The sequence below is a fragment of the Polycladomyces zharkentensis genome (assembly GCF_016938855.1).
Lineage (GTDB): Bacteria > Bacillota > Bacilli > Thermoactinomycetales > JIR-001 > Polycladomyces > Polycladomyces zharkentensis.
Window position 1 is genome coordinate 467,993 of sequence record NZ_JAFHAP010000008.1, and the last position, 15,779, is coordinate 483,771.

Consider the following 15,779-nt stretch of genomic DNA (forward strand, 5'->3'; position numbering starts at 1 on the left):
ACGGGTCACTGGTCACAACCCAACAGGATCCTATTTACCCTATACACATATCATGGATTTTACCCAGCGTTTTTTGCTGGTGTTTTTGCTGTTGACGGGTCCAACAAATGGAAAACGCCCGCGAAACAGTTTTCGCGGACGCCAGGTGACGATACATTCAAGTGTTCGTTTCCAGCGTCTTTCAGTGAAAGAATCAACGGCCCTCCGACTGCAAAACACCATTGACTGGTGCGTATTTTCATCCCACAGGCTCTTCCTCTTCCCGTTTGACCTGTACAGGCTCGGGAGAGAGACAGTCGTTGCGGATCAGATCATCCAACGTCTCCCGGCGGACGACAACCTGCGCTCGGCCGTCCCGGACGAAAACCACGGCAGGCCGCCGGATGCGGTTGTAGTTGTTGGCCATGCTGTAGTTGTAAGCCCCCGTACAGCTGACTGCCAGAATATCTCCCGTTCGGGGTGACGGCAGAGGCAGGTCCCAGATCAACATATCTCCGCTCTCGCAACATTTGCCGGCGATCGAAACGACTTCCGCCGGTTCTTCCGCAGCACGATTCGCAAGTAATGCCTCATATTTGGCTTGGTACAACGCCGGACGCAGGTTGTCCGTCATTCCCCCATCCACGGCGACATATTTGCGTACACCGGGTACCTCTTTCATCGTCCCTACCGTATAGAGCGTGGTCCCCGCCTCACCGACAATGCTGCGGCCCGGTTCCAGCCAGACTTCCGGGATCACCGGTTCTCCGGCAAACGCCGCTTTCACCGCATCGGCGATGGCTTGAACATACCGGCGGATCGGCAGAGGATGATCCCCTTTTTGATAACGAATGCCAAACCCGCCGCCCAGATTCAGAATACGGGTTTCCACCCGGAGCGTTTCCCTGCATTTACGGGCAAAGGCGGCCATCTTATCCACCACCAGACGGAATCCGTCCGTTTCGAAAATTTGTGAGCCGATATGGCAGTGAAACCCTTCCAATGACAGATGTGCCGCGTCCCGAGCCAATTTGGCAGCCTCGATCGCTTGTCCGCTGGCCAGATCAAAGCCAAACTTGGAATCTTCCTGGCCGGTTTGGATGTATTCGTGCGTATAAGCTTCAATTCCGGGCGTCACGCGAAGCAATACGCGGGCGTTCATCCCTTTTTCGCCTGCCAGATCGTTCAACATGGACAACTCCACGAAATTGTCCACGATAAACAGCCCAATCCCGGCGTTCAACGCCATCTCCAATTCAAACGGCGTTTTGTTGTTGCCGTGAAAATGAATATGTTCGGGCGGAAAGCCGGCCCGAAGCGCCGTATGCAACTCTCCGTCCGAGACGACATCCAGGTGAAGTCCCTCTTCAGCGACAAGTCGGCACATGGCCAAGGTGCAAAACGCTTTGCTGGCATAAGCCACCTGATGAGGCAATCCCGTCTCGGCCATCGCGGACCGAAATTCTCTTATCCGTTTTCGGATCAACTCTTCGTCCATCACATACAGCGGTGTGCCGAAACGGCGTGCCAATTCGACTGTATCGCATCCCCCGATTTCGAGGTGACCGTATTCGTTGATGCGGCTGGTACCATGCAAATACACCGTTGTCTCCTCCCGTAAACCTGTAGACAGTCCGTGCTTTCACACAGTGTCGTATTATTGATATTCATTATATCTCAGATGGCTTGGGGATCAACAAAAAATCGGTGCACATGCATATTGAGATGCAAAAAAAGGCGAATCGGTCAGCGAATCGCCAACAAAGTGAAAGGTCAGTACGGAAAGGCCACCGCTTGTCACAAAATCGATCTCTCAACACCCAACTCCCCGTTGGCATGTTGCAAAATCAGCTCCACCGCCTTGGTCGTCACCGGTGCTCCCCATTCCGCCCGATCATGGTCTTCCATCTTGCCGATGTCACCGATCCCGACGACGATCGGCACTTCGATCCGGTTTAAGACATCCACTGTATCTCCATAGATACGAAGCGGTTCTCGGTGCAACTCATGTCCATCCTTGTCCACCCGATGATGAACGATATTGCCATCCTGGTCCAACGCCACATCCACCGGTGTGCCATACACTTTCCGGCTGTCGGATGCCACGGCGATCACACCCAGCACCTCGATGTCGGGATGGTTGGCCACATACTCCAATGCGCGCTCTCCCCGCCCCTTTTGATTCCACCCGCAATCATCAAACATGACCAATACAGGATCATGCTTGGCCGAACGGATCATCTCCACGATTTCCTCCCCGCTCAACGGGGTTGGATTTCCCGCTGAGGCAGAGATACACCGTCCTCCCACCTGACGGGCCGCTTCCTCGACGGTCGCTTGCGCCGCACGGTCGCCGTCCGTGATCAGAATCACCTTTCGCTTGGGCATGTAGGCTCATCCTTTCGGCTTAAAGATTACCGCCGTCAAGAAACCGAAAATGATGGCCGCGGAAATCCCCGCGCTGGTGATTTGGAAAATGCCCGACAACACCCCGATCGGTCCGCTGTTCTTCGCCTCCTGCAATGCACCGTGAACCAATGCGTTGCCAAAACTGGTGATGGGGACTGTCGCACCCGCTCCGGCAAATTTGATGAGCGGTTCGTACAATCCGATCCCATCGAGAATCGCTCCTGCCACGACCAAAATACTCAGCACATGAGCCGGCGTGAGCGGTGTCAAATCCATCAACAATTGCCCGATCACACAAATCAAGCCACCGATCAAAAATGCAGTCCAAATCGTGCCCACTCTTGCTTCCCTCCATTTCACAAGTGAAACATCAGCCATTGAAAAAGCGATCCCGCCACTTTCCCCATCGCCATGGCCATCAAAAGATAGAGCAAGGCGTCCTGCATTGCCAGCCGCTTGGCCAAGATGGGCAAAACGTTGATCACCTCAGTCAACGCCGCGGCCAACAAACCGACAAAACAACCCGCCAACAATCCAACCACGGCCGTCAACCAAATGGGACCGTCAAATGACCACCCTCTCAGATCCAACCACGTTGCCGTAACAGCCCCCGCGACAATGGCAGATTCGTATGCATGAATCCGATCAGGGGTCTTGGACAACTGAGCCAGACGCGGTACGATATCCAACACCGTAATAAAAGCGACAAACCCGCTTCCTACCGCAATCCCGCCTGCAAAGCCGATCCCGATCAGCAATGCGCATTGCGACACGATCATAATCGGCTCCGCTCTTTTTGTTTTTCGTGTTCGATGACATATTGATCCAGATTTTCCTGGTACAAATACATTTCCAACTCCAACGGACTGGGTTCGTCATTTAACCGCCGTTTGAACAGATGGTTAAAAAAGACGATCATCCCGATCCCGATGCCGAATGAATACGGAATTTGCAACACCAGCGGTTCCTGTACACGTTGTCCCGTCATCAGGTAGTAGATGCGTTGATGAACTTCCCTCATGCTGACATCGGTGTGAAAATTCATGATGGCCAAAGCCGAACCCACAAACAACAGCAACCATACACCCGCCACCCACCACCGTCGCGGTCTGATACGATCCGATTGCAATTCGATGATGACTTGCGCCGGACCGATACTGCGCACATCAAGACCTGGAAACGCCGATCGGATTCGACGAACCACTTCGATCAGGTCCAGCACCGCCAGGTTTCCGTCTTTCAAGCCTGGTTCATATACCGGGATCTCCTCAACTGCGGCATGCGGTTCATCCACAATGACTTGTGCCACATCACGCAACCGCAGAATCTGCCCCGGACGAGCGGTCACTTTTTTGCGGAGACGGACATAGACCATGGAAGACACCCGGGACAACTCCTTTCCGTCCACTGTCTGGAGTTAGTATGAAACGGAACCGCCCGGAACATGCAAAGAAAAAAGCACCTCTCGGTGCTCGGGTTGTTGACAAAGTCCGCAGGCCCGAATTCCCTGTCTTCATCTCCGTATGACAAGGAAAGCTGCTATGCTAAACTGATGGTGGCTGAATTCGGACAAACGATCCTCCTCAGCTTGGTGATTGAGAAGCGAGTGGAGAAAACGGCTCACCCGATATCGCGAGTAATTTGACCACTTTGTCAACAGCCCAAGTACCTCCCGGAGCTTTCAATCGTCCGTGGTGGTGTCCATTTCCTCTCTCATTTTGCGGATGATCTTCTTCTCCAACCGGGACACCTGGACTTGCGAAATACCCAACCGCTCCGCCACTTCCGACTGTGTCTGGTCCTTATAGTAACGCAAGTACACGATCAATCGTTCCCGCTCGTTCAATCGGTCGATCGCTTCCCGCAACGCCATGGTGTCAAACCAAACTTGTTCCTTCTCATCGGCAATCTGATCCATCAGCGTAATCGGGTCTCCATCGTTTTCATACACCGTTTCGTGAATGGATGCGGGAGACCGATTGGCTTCCTGCGCGAACACGATCTCTTCCGGCGGCACCTGCAATACATCAGCGATTTCCTGAACGGTCGGTGCCCGTCCCAATTCTTTGGCCAAATCGTCCTTCACTTTCCGAATGCGATTGGCCAACTCCTTGAGGGATCGGCTGACTTTGACCATCCCGTCGTCACGGAGAAAACGTTGGATCTCGCCGATAATCATCGGCACCGCATACGTGGAAAATTTCACGTCATATGACAGGTCAAATTTGTCAATCGCTTTGAGCAGCCCGATCGAGCCGATTTGAAACAGGTCCTCCGCTTCATATCCCCTGTTCATAAACCGCTGAACCACCGACCACACGAGGCGGATGTTATGCCGAACCAACCGGTTGCGCGCGTCATCATCTCCATCCTGACTCATCCGAATCAACTTTTTGACCTCTTCATCCGACAGGTGGGGGTGCTTGGCGTTGCGTACGTCCGCATCCATGGGCAACCCTCAATTGCTCATCGTTTGATGATGGGTTTTGAGCTGCTTGACCAACCGTACCGTCGTGCCGTAGCCGGGGCGTGAGAGGATTTCCACTTCGTCCATGAAATTTTCCATGATGGTAAATCCCATGCCGGACCGCTCCAGCTCCGGTTTGGATGTATAAAGCGGCTGGCGTGCCTGATGGATGTCCGTGATCCCCACCCCTCGATCCTCGATCACAATGCTGACCTTGGAACCTTCGATTTCGGTCCGGATGGTGATGATACCGTCCTCCCGTCCCTCATATCCGTGGATGATGGCATTGGTAACCGCCTCGGACACCACGGTTTTGATATCCGTCAACTCCTCCATCGTCGGGTCCAGTTGTGAGATAAAGGAAGCGACTGCCACCCGTGCAAAAGATTCATTTTCCGACCGGCTGGCAAACCGCAATTCCATGAAGTTGTTATGTATGCGGTTCATGATGCCACCTCACAAGCCGAAATCGCTGCCTGTTCTGAGTCATATCGTTCCAATATTTTAAATAATCCGGATAGCTCAAACAATCGGGTGATTGACGGATGGACCGCACACAGCACCATCTTCCCTCCGAGTTGGGAAATTCGTTTGATCCGCCCCAGTATGACACCCAAGCCGGAACTGTCCATGAAAGTGAGTTGGGACAAGTTCAATACCAAGTCCGTATATAAGCCGGTCGACAGCTCCTCTTCAATCCGGGTTCTTAGCTGTTCAGCAGTGTGATGGTCCAATTCTCCCGACAACCGCACGACCAAAATGTGACGGTGCCGAGCCACATCAACGGCGAAGCTCAATCATCCTCACTCCCCTCTTTTTTCACCCACTATTTCTACAGTCTGGCTATTCTTTCCTTCCGCCTGACAAAAGAACAAAAAAATCGGGGACATCTGTCACCCGATTGAAAGGGACTCGCCCCACAAGGCTGAAGTGCCCGGAGGCACTCCCTTTGGTTGCCGTGGGCTTCGCGCTCCATCTGGCGCGGCAACCCACATCCATCCATGATGGATTGTTTAAGCCTGGGTGATTTTCGTTTCGTTTTCAGTGTTTTCGCACTTTCCGCCTCGTTTCTGTCGGACTTGCGAGAGGGACCAACCCCTCCCGCGTCCGACGCTCCCTTTCCTGGGTTTTCCCGCTCGTTCTTGATCAAGTATGCCCGTCAGGAAGTTGACGGGGAGCTTGCCTTCTCCGGAATCCACAGCACCGATTTGCTTACCCGTTTCCACGTCGCCCACAAACCGGCACGCGGGATCGCCAGCGGGCTGTTCAATGCCATTTTACTGACAATCCGCCCGTCCTTCACGATTTGAATCTCACCAATCTTTTGTCCTTTGGCAACGGGTGCCTTCAAATCATCCCACACAACCCGGCGTTGGTATTGTTCAGGTTTGTCTCCCTTTCTCATCAGGATGCTCAACGGATATGGTGCTTCAACACGAATCTTTCCAGGGTCCCCTTTCTCCACCCGGCGTTCGGCGATCGGATCACCTTTGCGGTAAATCAACCGGTTGGTGTACTGTGAATAAGCGAAATCCAACATGCGGGATACGTCCCGATTGCGCGACTTGGTATCCGGTTCCCCCATCACGACCGCGATGACGCGGAAAGTTCCTTTTTTGGCGGATGCAGACAAGCAGAATTTCGCTTCTGAAGTATATCCGGTTTTCAAGCCGTCCACACCGGGATAAAATTTGACCAAACGATTGGTATTGACCAGCCAGAACGGCTTGGAAGTACCCTGCCGGAGATAATCTTCGTAAATGCGCGTGAAATTGGTGATCTCCGGATGCTTCAGCAACTCTCTGGACATGATGGCAATATCATGCGCAGACGTGAAATGGCCTTCTTCCGGCAGACCGTTCACGTTGCGAAACTGTGTATCCCTCATGCCCAATGCTTGTGCGCGTCGATTCATCTCGTTGACAAAAGCTTCTTCAGTACCGCTGATATGTTCCGCCAAGGCGACGGATGCATCGTTTGCCGACGCCACTGCAACCGCTTTTAACATATCCCGCACCGTCATGCGCTCACCGGGTTCCAGATAAATTTGCGAACCGCCCATCTGCGCCGCATGCTCACTGACGCGGACAGTGTCGTCATATTTGATTCTCCCCTGATCCAACGCTTCCATCACCAGCAACATCGTCATGATTTTGGTAATGGACGCGGGCGGCAGTTTTTCTCGCCCGTTTTTCTCGTAGAGAATCGTTCCCGTATCCGCATCCATCAGGATGGCGGATCGGGCGTTGGGTGCCAAATCGCGCTCTTCCGCAAACGCGCGCGGCATCATTCCCGTGAACAACAAAGTAACCATCAAAACGGACATCACGATTCGAGATCGCATGGATCTTCCCTCCTATCCTGACTAGCTTTAGTGTGAGCGGCGGACAGGAGGATTATTCCAACACGCTGCCACTTTTAACCACGATGGTATAAATAGGTAAGATACGGGTCTTTTCGCTTTTCGGTCCGGACCGTGTCGTCCCATCGCCGAAGGAGTGAGGTCCCGCGTTCGGCGGTGACTTTGCGCGCCAAACGGAAAAATTTGGGCGGCGCGGCCATTCGGGAACATAAGGCGGCATATTCGGAAATCCGGAGCGGATATTCTTTGTGATAGCCGTCCAAAAATCGCGACATCTCCTGCTCGGGCCATCCGTGGCGCGGAAAGTGATATTGCATCAATTGGGCCAAGTCTCTTACCCGATCATCCCAAGCCATGCGTTCGTAGTCGATCAGCCAAACCTGCTTTTCCCCATCCATGAGGATGTTTTCATGATGAAGACTGCCGTGACACAATACGCTGATCGGTCCGTTCCCCGATCGTCGCCATTCCTCCGCCCGTTTCCACGACTGCCAGGCAAGTTGCAGGCGGTATTTCAAGAAAGAGAGATGCTCCATTCCGTCAACCGGGGTGGCCCAAGCGGATTGTACGCCGCTGAGCCAACGCCACTGCGCCATCAGGTATTTCGGCCATATATCGCGTTCCTGTCGCCGAGAAGGGCACCGGGAATGGCGGTACCGCTTGAAACAGGCATGATATTGCGCCAACGCACGGGCGGCCGGTCTCAGCCAATCGTGACGTTTGGGCGACACCTCTTCTACATGTTCCAGCCATTCTTCCAGATAATAGGGATGATTCCTGTATGCCACCAACCATTGATCATCCTTCGTCGCGATCGGGGCGGGAAGACGGGTGAACCCCCTTTTCTTTACATGCTCCACTACACTGGCGATAAAGCCGAGGTCTTTCATCTTGCGGGCATTTTTAAACGCATACACACCCTGATCGGTTTCCACCCGATAGGCTGCACGTACCTTCTCTAACCGGGTAACACGAAAGGGATAATGCGTCTCGACCAACATCCGCACTTGCGACGGCTCAATCGTCACATCTGCGTGTAACACAGGGCACCCTCCTCAACGACCGGACTTTTTTACTTATGTGTATGTTCCGGGAGGAGATGGGTTCGTTGCCCTGTAATCGTGAAGACAAAAAAAGGGGAACCCCACGGTTCCCCGTCATACATTTACGATCCCGTTTCGATCCACGATGTGGCGGACCAACTTCGGCGCCGTCACCGGTTGCCCGGATATTTCGTATGCCGCCAACACCTGCGCCTTCACTTCCTCGATGCGTGACAAGTCATTGGCATGAAGAGTGGCCAGCGGTGTTCCCTTTTGTACCGCATCTCCGATTTTCTTGCGGAGAACGATGCCCACCGCGTGGTCGATCCGGTCCTCCTTGGTGGTGCGCCCCGCCCCCAGCTTCATCGCCGCCAAGCCGATCTCTTCCGCCTGCAGAACGGATACCGTGCCGTCAGTCGGAGACAATACCTCAATCCGGTATTGTGCTTGCGGGAGGCGTTCCGGATGGTCCACAACGGACGCATCTCCTTGTTGAGTCCGAATAAACGAGCGAAACTTCTCCAATGCGGAGCCGTCTGCCAACTTGGATTCCAATAAGGAACGCGCTTCCGCATACGTGGACACCACCCCGGCCAGTAACACCATCTGTGCTCCCAGCGTCAAACTCAGCTCGGTGAGATCCGCCGGCCCTTCACCGCGCAGGGTGTCGATCGCCTCCTTGACTTCCAACGCATTGCCGACAGCAAACCCGAGCGGCTGGTTCATGTCGCTGATAACAGCCACCGTTTCCCGACCCACTTGGGTACCGATGGCCACCATCGCCTCCGCGAGTCGAATGGCATCCTCTTCTTTTTTCATGAAGGCGCCGTGGCCCGTTTTCACATCCAACACAATCGCATCGGCGCCTCCCGCAATTTTTTTGCTCATGATGGAGCTGGCGATCAAGGGGATGGAATCCACCGTCGCCGTTACATCGCGCAGCGCGTACAGCTGTTTGTCCGCCGGGGTCAGATCGGCTGTCTGACCGGTCACGGCGATACCAATCTCATTCACCTGGCGAACAAACGCCTCCCTCGTCAGCGAGGTGGAAAAACCCGCAATGGATTCCAGCTTGTCGATTGTGCCACCGGTATGACCCAAACCGCGCCCGGACAATTTGGCTACGGGAACCCCGGCGGCGGCCACCAGCGGCCCCACGACCAGGGTCGTTTTGTCCCCCACGCCGCCCGTGCTGTGCTTGTCCACTTTTTTGCCGCGAATCGAGGAAAGATCCACTTGCTCACCGGAGCGGACCATCGCCATCGTCAGATCGGCCGTTTCCCGATCGGTCATGCCGTTGAAATAGACCGCCATCGCCCAAGCGGACACCTGATAGTCCGGGATCTCCCCTTTGGCATATCCCCGAATGAGGAATTCGATCTCCTCCGTCGTCAATGCTTGTCCGTCCCGCTTTTTGCGAATCAAGTCCACCGTGCGCATCAAACGGCCACCTCTTTGATGATGCCCTTCACCAGCCGAATAAACCGGGGCCGTGTCCGGTTGGCCACTTCCACCACCTGTTCATGCGTCAACGGTTCCAGTTCCTCACCGATGGCTATATCGGTGATGCAAGAAATGCCCAACACGCGCAGACCGGCATGGTTGGCCGCGATCACTTCCGGCACCGTGGACATGCCGACGGCGGAACCGCCCAGATTGCGCAACATGATCAGCTCGGCCGGAGTCAGGTAGGTGGGACCGCTCACACCCGCATACACACCTTTTTGTACGCGGATATCCAGCCGTTCGGCCACCTTTTCGGCCAGCTCCACCAATTCGGGATCATATGCCCGCGACATATCCGGGAAACGCGGACCCAGCTCGGAAATATTGGGGCCGATCAACGGGTTGTCTCCGGTCATGTTCAGATGGTCGGTGATGATCATCAAATCTCCGGGTACAAACGTCGGATTCATCCCGCCCGCGGCATTGGTGGCAATCAACGTGGTGACACCGAGGAATTTCATCACGTATACGGGAAACACCACTTCCTGCTGGCTGTATCCTTCGTAATAATGAAACCGGCCTTGCATGGCAACAACATTTTTGCCTTCCAGCTTGCCGATCACCAATTGGCCCGCATGCCCTTCCACCGTCGACACCGGGAAATGCGGAATGGTTTCATAGGGAAGCTTGACCGCGTCTTCGATCTCGTCGGCCAGCACGCCCAGTCCGGAGCCCAGGATCAACCCGACTTCCGGGCGGATATCCGTTTGTTGTTCGATATATGCTTTTGCTTCCTGGATTTGTTGCAAACGATTTGCCATCTCGGTTCCTCCTCAACTTTCGCCATTATGCTCCGGTGCGCCTGTTTCCCGCAAGCAAACAGGCATCCTCCTCCTGGGTCGACATATGAGACATATGATCAGATCCGATTCAAAATGCCTTTGACCAAGCGGATAAATGTTTCTTTTACCCGTTCCGCCGTTTCCATCACTTCTTCATGACTGAGCGGTTGGGGCAAAATGCCGGCGGCCATGTTGGAGATGCACGAGATGCCCAGTACCTCAATGCCCGCGTGCCGGGCCACAATCACTTCCGGGACGGTGGACATGCCGACCGCGTCAGCTCCCAGTTTGCGCAACATGCGAATTTCGGCCGGCGTCTCATAGGATGGTCCGAGCAATCCGGCATACACTCCCTCACGCAGGCGCAATCCCTGTTCCTTGGCAACCGTATGCGCCAATTCGCGCAAGGATGCCGCATATGCTTCCGACATGTCCGGAAAACGGACGCCCAGCTCGGGATGGTTGGGACCAATCAGCGGATTGCGGCCTGTCAGATTGAGATGATCCCGGATGAGCATCAGGTCACCCGGTTCAAACGATTCATTCACGCCGCCGGCCGCATTGGTGACGATCATACGGCGTACGCCCAACGCTTTCATCACCCGGATCGGGAATGTCACCGCTGTCAGGGGATACCCTTCATACAAGTGGAAACGGCCTTGCATCGTGATGACCGATTTGCCTTCCAGCTTGCCGATCACCAATTGGCCCGCATGTCCTTCCACCGTTGATACCGGGAAATGCGGGATGGTTTCATAGGGAATTTTGACCCCATCTTTGATCTCATCGGCCAGCACGCCCAATCCGGAACCCAGGATCAATCCGATTTCCGGGCGGACCGTCAAACGCGCTTCGATGAATGCGGACGCTTCCTTGATTTTTTTCAGCATCTCTTCCATCAATCTCTCTCCTCTCCGATCACAACTGGAAACGCAACTCACCCAGAAAACTGCGGCCGTGCTTCGGCATTTTCACGCCGAAATTGTCGGCGATGGTCGCTCCCACATCTGAGAATGTTTCGCGAATGCCCAACGATTTCCCTTCTTGCACAAGTGCGGGACTCCACACCAACAACGGTACATATTCACGCGTGTGGTCGGTGCCGGTGTGCGTGGGATCGTTCCCGTGATCGGCCGTGATGATCAACAGATCGTCTTCCCCGCATGCGGATAAAATCTCCGGCACACGCGCGTCGAACTCCTCCAACGCTTGGGCATATCCATCAGGATCGCGCCGGTGGCCGTATTTGGCGTCAAAATCGACCAGGTTGACAAACGCCAAGCCGCGGAATTCTTCTTTCAACACATCCAACAACCGGTCGACGCCGTCCATGTTGGATTTCGTTTTGATCGCCCGCGTCACGCCCTCCCCGTCGTAGATGTCGGAGATTTTGCCGATCGCGATCGAGTCCCATCCCGCTTCGGCCAAATGATTCATCACCGTCGAGTGAGGCGGTTTGATCGAATAGTCCCGCCTGTTGGCCGTACGCGTGAAATTGCCCGGCTCACCCACGAACGGCCGCGCGATCACACGGGTAACCGAGTAACGCTCGTCCAATGTCAGCTCTCGTGCGATCTCGCAAATGCGATACAACTCCTCCAGCGGGATCACTTCTTCGTGTGCCGCCACTTGGAACACGCTGTCGGCTGACGTGTAGACAATGACGTCTCCCGTTTTCATGTGTTGCTCGCCCAACTCTTCGATGATGGCCGTGCCGGATGCCGGTTTGTTGCCCAACACTTTGCGGCCGATGCGCTTTTCAAAAGCGGTGATCAGTTCTTCCGGAAAACCGTTCGGATAGGTTTTGAACGGAACGGTCGTATGAATACCCATTATTTCCCAATGTCCGGTCGTCGTATCTTTTCCCGCGGAGACTTCCATCATCTTGCCGTAATGCGCCCGGGGTCTTTCCACAGGCGGAATTCCCTGCACCGGTTCGATGTTGCCCAATCCCAGCTCCTTCATGTTCGGCATATGCAAACCATTGCGATGTTCGGCGATATGTCCGAGGGTATTTACCCCCTCGTCCCCGTAATCCGCCGCATCCGGCAGGGCGCCGATGCCCACGCTGTCCAACACAATCAATGCGACACGTTTGAAACGTTTCATCTCCGATTCACCTTCCCATCCACATTTCTGAACAAAAAAGCCCGCACGGGCAAACCGACCCTTGCGGCTTTCATTCCCCCAACCAGTAAAACAGAAGGAGGCGCTCTTTCATCCCCATCTCTTCAGACGGACGGGGAATCATTTGCTGAGCGAACACTTTTACGGCCCGACCACCCGGTTCTCGGTAACGCGGCTTGGGTTCCACCAACAGACCGAAAAATGTGATCACCTGATAAAACAACAGCGTGAGCAGGATGAACAGAAGAAAAAACTTCCCCCATTCCACCCAGCGTCTGAGTGAGATGATCATGGAACCTCGTCCCTTTCAACGGTTTCCCTACAATCGTATGGAACCCCCGCCGCGTTTATGCCTTATCCCGTCAAGGCCTGTCCCATCACGTCGTCCAGAGGCGTATACGGCAGATCGAGGCTTTCGGCCACCGCTTGGTAGGTGACATGACCTTGAATCACGTTGACTCCTTTGGCCAACGGACGACTGTCTTGAATCGCTTGTTCCAACCCTTTGTTGGCGATTTGCACCGCATAGGGAATCGTGACGTTGGTCAGTGCGATCGTCGATGTCCGCGGCACGGCCCCGGGGATGTTGGGCACCGCGTAGTGCACCACGCCGTGTTTCACATAAATCGGATCGCTGTGCGTCGTAATCCGGTCGATCGTTTCGATGGACCCGCCTTGGTCGATGGCGACGTCCACAATCACCGATCCCGGCGTCATCGCTTTCACCATTTCTTCGGTGACCAGCCGGGGAGCACGCCGACCCGGGATCAACACCGCACCGATCAGCAGATCCGCTTTTTTCACGGCTTGGGCGATGTTGTAGCTGTTGGACATCAATGTCCGCAAACGGCCATGGAAAATGTCGTCCAACTGACGGAGCCGATCCGGATTGATGTCGAGCAACGTCACATTCGCTCCGAGTCCCAATGCCATTTTTGCCGCGTTGGTACCCACGACACCACCGCCGATGATTACCACTTCCCCCGGTAAAACGCCCGGGACACCACCCAACAGGACACCTTTGCCTCCTTTGGGTTTCTCCAGGAACTGTGCGCCGATCTGCACCGCCATGCGACCGGCCACTTCACTCATCGGTGTCAACAATGGCAGGGAACCATTGTCCAGCTGAATCGTTTCATAAGCAATGGCGGTCACTTTTTTCTCCATCAGTGCCTGAGTCAGCTCCGGTTCGGGAGCCAGATGGAGATAGGTAAACAGAATCAGCCCTTCGCGGAAATAGCGATATTCGGACGGTTGCGGCTCCTTCACCTTCAAAATCATGTCGGCGGAAGACCAAACCTGCTCGGCGGAGTTCAATATCTTGGCTCCGTGCGCCACATAATCTTCGTCGACAAAGCCGCTTCCTTCACCGGCACCTTTTTCGATCAGCACCTCATGCCCGGCGAGCACCAGTGCGTCCACGCCGGCGGGCGTGATCGCGACGCGGTTCTCGTTGTTCTTGATCTCTTTGGGTACCCCGATGATCATGCGAGTCCAGCCTCCTTTGGTATGTTTATCATACCACCAGACACGGGTCAATCATACAGCAGCCGGAATGGATTTGATTGCAGGGGGAGTGATCATACGGGATGTACCCGGTTACCCGTCGATTGTAAACGCTTTCTTCCTCGTCCAAGAGGAAGAGAAAACCCAAAAACGTGAGATCCCGTCGGATCTCACGTGACTTTGGAACCAACCAGTTTTTTCGGATCTTTCACCTTGTCTTTACAGCGATGACAGATACCGTGGAAAGTCAAGCGGTGATCGATGATCTGAAAATCAAACTCCCGTTCCACACGTTCTTCAATCGGTCCCAACCAGTCATCCACAATTTCATCCACCGTACCGCAGTTCAGGCAGATCAGATGGTGATGATGGTGCTCCGCTCCTTCGGCGCGGAACTCATACCGGGTGACACCATCGCCAAAGTTCAGCTTGTGGATGATCTGCAATTCACTCAACAGTTCCAATGTCCGATAAACCGTAGCCAAACCGATTTCCGGCGCCTTTTCTTTCACCAACAGGTAGACATCTTCCGCGCTCAAATGGTCTTCCTCGTTTTCCAACAGTACGCGGACGGTCGCTTCCCGTTGGGGGGTCAATTTGTAGTTATGGGCAGATAGCTGTTGTTTGATGCGGTTTACCCGTTCTTCCACATCCACACCCCCCCACTGCATTTCCTGTCCTCATTATATGGGAGGCCGTGGCAGAAAGTCAAACCTATCAAAAACCAATATTAGATAATAATCATTACAAGTTTATGATGGCACCCAGCCATGCCTGCACCTGATTCAGGGGAGGAACGGCGGAGCGCATCAGCCACGGTGACACATACGCCTCAAAAAACGACGCGATCACCAACACGACCGCCATCGCCGTAACGGAGACGGAATAGGACAAAAACTGGGGATAGATCGTCCCTCGCCGCTGGATCAGCCGGTTTTTCACCAACAGAAGCGAAAACTGCAGCCCGGACACCGCCACAAAAATCATGACCGGGACCACGAGCAAATTGTGCGGCAAAACCGCCACCATCGCAAACCACAAGCCTTTCCAGGAAAGTTGGTTCACCAAAAAGCCCACCGTGAAACCGATGCCCAACCCTTTTAAGAACACCAGGATCAAAATCATCGGCAGCCCCACGATGGACAAACCCAAGATCCACATTAAACCCAGGGTTTTCAGATGATCCCCCATCGCATGCTGGAAGGCGATACGCGGCTCGGCAATGTTGTTCCGGTTCAACCCCTGAAAGAAATATCCCATATAATGAAGTAAATCCTGTTTTTGTGAATCAGACAACGTATTGACGATGATCGCTCCGAACACCACGCCCATCACGAATAGGACGGTAACGAAAATATACAGCGACAGCAAGCTTTGCACATGCTGTTGCACCCAGATTCCGAACCGCTTCCGATTGCGTTTCACCCTGTTCCCCTCCTTGTCCTACTCTATCTCTATGAGCGTGAGTGGAGAAACATACCATCATTTAGGAGAACAGGAGAGGGAGAAACAGTGGCCGAAGTGTTTGAACCACTCGCGGTTCCGAGCTCGCCGCTCCCACTCGGTCCCGAATCGGCTCGAAAGGTCGCCAGCGGAAA

Annotated in this window: 18 protein-coding genes; all 18 read right to left on the bottom strand. The window is 54.3% G+C overall.

The window, feature by feature from the left end; all coding sequences use genetic code 11:
• Positions 1-238: 238 nt before the first annotated feature.
• Positions 239-1,582, bottom strand: coding sequence for a diaminopimelate decarboxylase (lysA, locus tag JQC72_RS09530; protein ID WP_205495066.1), 1,344 nt, complete (start codon positions 1,580-1,582; stop codon positions 239-241).
• 194 nt (positions 1,583-1,776) lie between these two features.
• Positions 1,777-2,367 (bottom strand): stage V sporulation protein SpoVABEA, encoded by a 591-nt coding sequence (gene spoVAEA, locus JQC72_RS09535; protein ID WP_205495067.1) that lies wholly within the window; start codon positions 2,365-2,367, stop codon positions 1,777-1,779.
• Between the two features lie 6 nt (positions 2,368-2,373).
• Positions 2,374-2,727 (bottom strand): stage V sporulation protein AE, encoded by a 354-nt coding sequence (spoVAE, locus tag JQC72_RS09540; RefSeq protein WP_335342427.1) that lies wholly within the window; start codon positions 2,725-2,727, stop codon positions 2,374-2,376.
• A gap of 17 nt (positions 2,728-2,744) precedes the next feature.
• The gene (locus JQC72_RS09545; protein ID WP_205495069.1) at positions 2,745-3,167 is read right to left on the bottom strand and encodes a stage V sporulation protein AB; all 423 of its coding nucleotides are present in this window, start codon (positions 3,165-3,167) and stop codon (positions 2,745-2,747) included.
• Positions 3,164-3,763: a stage V sporulation protein AA gene (locus JQC72_RS09550; protein WP_302104740.1), complete on the bottom strand. Its 600-nt coding sequence runs from the start codon at positions 3,761-3,763 to the stop codon at positions 3,164-3,166. Before JQC72_RS09550 ends, JQC72_RS09545 begins: the two co-directional genes overlap by 4 nt.
• Before the next feature lie 306 nt (positions 3,764-4,069).
• Positions 4,070-4,837, bottom strand: a complete 768-nt coding sequence (gene sigF / locus JQC72_RS09555) for an RNA polymerase sporulation sigma factor SigF (RefSeq protein WP_205495071.1) — start codon at positions 4,835-4,837, stop codon at positions 4,070-4,072.
• 9 nt (positions 4,838-4,846) lie between these two features.
• Complete coding sequence (gene spoIIAB, locus JQC72_RS09560; RefSeq protein ID WP_205495072.1) at positions 4,847-5,302, bottom strand: anti-sigma F factor; 456 nt, start codon at positions 5,300-5,302, stop codon at positions 4,847-4,849.
• Positions 5,299-5,652 (bottom strand): anti-sigma F factor antagonist, encoded by a 354-nt coding sequence (gene spoIIAA, locus JQC72_RS09565; RefSeq protein WP_205495073.1) that lies wholly within the window; start codon positions 5,650-5,652, stop codon positions 5,299-5,301. Before spoIIAA ends, spoIIAB begins: the two co-directional genes overlap by 4 nt.
• A 362-nt stretch (positions 5,653-6,014) precedes the next feature.
• Positions 6,015-7,199, bottom strand: coding sequence for a D-alanyl-D-alanine carboxypeptidase family protein (locus JQC72_RS09570; protein ID WP_205495076.1), 1,185 nt, complete (start codon positions 7,197-7,199; stop codon positions 6,015-6,017).
• Positions 7,200-7,273: 74 nt separating this feature from the next.
• Positions 7,274-8,260, bottom strand: a complete 987-nt coding sequence (locus tag JQC72_RS09575; protein WP_205495078.1) for a YutH/CotS family kinase-like spore coat protein — start codon at positions 8,258-8,260, stop codon at positions 7,274-7,276.
• Positions 8,261-8,374: 114 nt separating this feature from the next.
• Positions 8,375-9,700 (bottom strand): pyrimidine-nucleoside phosphorylase, encoded by a 1,326-nt coding sequence (locus JQC72_RS09580; protein ID WP_205495080.1) that lies wholly within the window; start codon positions 9,698-9,700, stop codon positions 8,375-8,377.
• Positions 9,700-10,527, bottom strand: a complete 828-nt coding sequence (locus JQC72_RS09585) for a purine-nucleoside phosphorylase (protein ID WP_205495082.1) — start codon at positions 10,525-10,527, stop codon at positions 9,700-9,702. The genes JQC72_RS09580 and JQC72_RS09585 overlap by 1 nt, the downstream gene beginning before the upstream one ends.
• Before the next feature lie 98 nt (positions 10,528-10,625).
• Positions 10,626-11,447: a purine-nucleoside phosphorylase gene (locus JQC72_RS09590; protein ID WP_205495084.1), complete on the bottom strand. Its 822-nt coding sequence runs from the start codon at positions 11,445-11,447 to the stop codon at positions 10,626-10,628.
• A 19-nt stretch (positions 11,448-11,466) separates the two neighbouring features.
• Positions 11,467-12,657, bottom strand: a complete 1,191-nt coding sequence (gene deoB, locus JQC72_RS09595; protein ID WP_205495086.1) for a phosphopentomutase — start codon at positions 12,655-12,657, stop codon at positions 11,467-11,469.
• 70 nt (positions 12,658-12,727) lie between these two features.
• Positions 12,728-12,967, bottom strand: a complete 240-nt coding sequence (locus tag JQC72_RS09600; RefSeq protein WP_205495087.1) for a DUF4227 family protein — start codon at positions 12,965-12,967, stop codon at positions 12,728-12,730.
• Between the two features lie 62 nt (positions 12,968-13,029).
• The gene (gene ald / locus JQC72_RS09605; protein WP_205495088.1) at positions 13,030-14,163 is read right to left on the bottom strand and encodes an alanine dehydrogenase; all 1,134 of its coding nucleotides are present in this window, start codon (positions 14,161-14,163) and stop codon (positions 13,030-13,032) included.
• A 188-nt stretch (positions 14,164-14,351) separates the two neighbouring features.
• Complete coding sequence (gene fur / locus JQC72_RS09610) at positions 14,352-14,852, bottom strand: ferric iron uptake transcriptional regulator (RefSeq protein WP_302104672.1); 501 nt, start codon at positions 14,850-14,852, stop codon at positions 14,352-14,354.
• 73 nt (positions 14,853-14,925) lie between these two features.
• Entirely contained in the window at positions 14,926-15,606 is a 681-nt protein-coding gene (gene spoIIM / locus JQC72_RS09615; RefSeq protein ID WP_335342428.1) for a stage II sporulation protein M, read from the bottom strand.
• Between the last annotated feature and the right edge of the window lie 173 nt (positions 15,607-15,779).

What these genes read in the sequence shown, in the direction of transcription:
- JQC72_RS09550 (WP_302104740.1), bottom strand. Translation starts at nt 3,763, where the DNA reads ATGGTCTATGTCCGTCTCCGCAAAAAAGTGACCGCTCGTCCGGGGCAG.
- spoIIAB (WP_205495072.1), bottom strand. Translation starts at nt 5,302, where the DNA reads ATGAACCGCATACATAACAACTTCATGGAATTGCGGTTTGCCAGCCGG.
- JQC72_RS09585 (WP_205495082.1), bottom strand. Translation starts at nt 10,527, where the DNA reads ATGGCAAATCGTTTGCAACAAATCCAGGAAGCAAAAGCATATATCGAA.
- deoB (WP_205495086.1), bottom strand. Translation starts at nt 12,657, where the DNA reads ATGAAACGTTTCAAACGTGTCGCATTGATTGTGTTGGACAGCGTGGGC.
- sigF (WP_205495071.1), bottom strand. Translation starts at nt 4,837, where the DNA reads ATGGATGCGGACGTACGCAACGCCAAGCACCCCCACCTGTCGGATGAA.
- JQC72_RS09570 (WP_205495076.1), bottom strand. Translation starts at nt 7,199, where the DNA reads ATGCGATCTCGAATCGTGATGTCCGTTTTGATGGTTACTTTGTTGTTC.
- spoVAEA (WP_205495067.1), bottom strand. Translation starts at nt 2,367, where the DNA reads ATGCCCAAGCGAAAGGTGATTCTGATCACGGACGGCGACCGTGCGGCG.
- JQC72_RS09600 (WP_205495087.1), bottom strand. Translation starts at nt 12,967, where the DNA reads ATGATCATCTCACTCAGACGCTGGGTGGAATGGGGGAAGTTTTTTCTT.
- JQC72_RS09545 (WP_205495069.1), bottom strand. Translation starts at nt 3,167, where the DNA reads ATGATCGTGTCGCAATGCGCATTGCTGATCGGGATCGGCTTTGCAGGC.
- ald (WP_205495088.1), bottom strand. Translation starts at nt 14,163, where the DNA reads ATGATCATCGGGGTACCCAAAGAGATCAAGAACAACGAGAACCGCGTC.
- fur (WP_302104672.1), bottom strand. Translation starts at nt 14,852, where the DNA reads ATGCAGTGGGGGGGTGTGGATGTGGAAGAACGGGTAAACCGCATCAAA.
- JQC72_RS09580 (WP_205495080.1), bottom strand. Translation starts at nt 9,700, where the DNA reads ATGCGCACGGTGGACTTGATTCGCAAAAAGCGGGACGGACAAGCATTG.
- JQC72_RS09590 (WP_205495084.1), bottom strand. Translation starts at nt 11,447, where the DNA reads ATGGAAGAGATGCTGAAAAAAATCAAGGAAGCGTCCGCATTCATCGAA.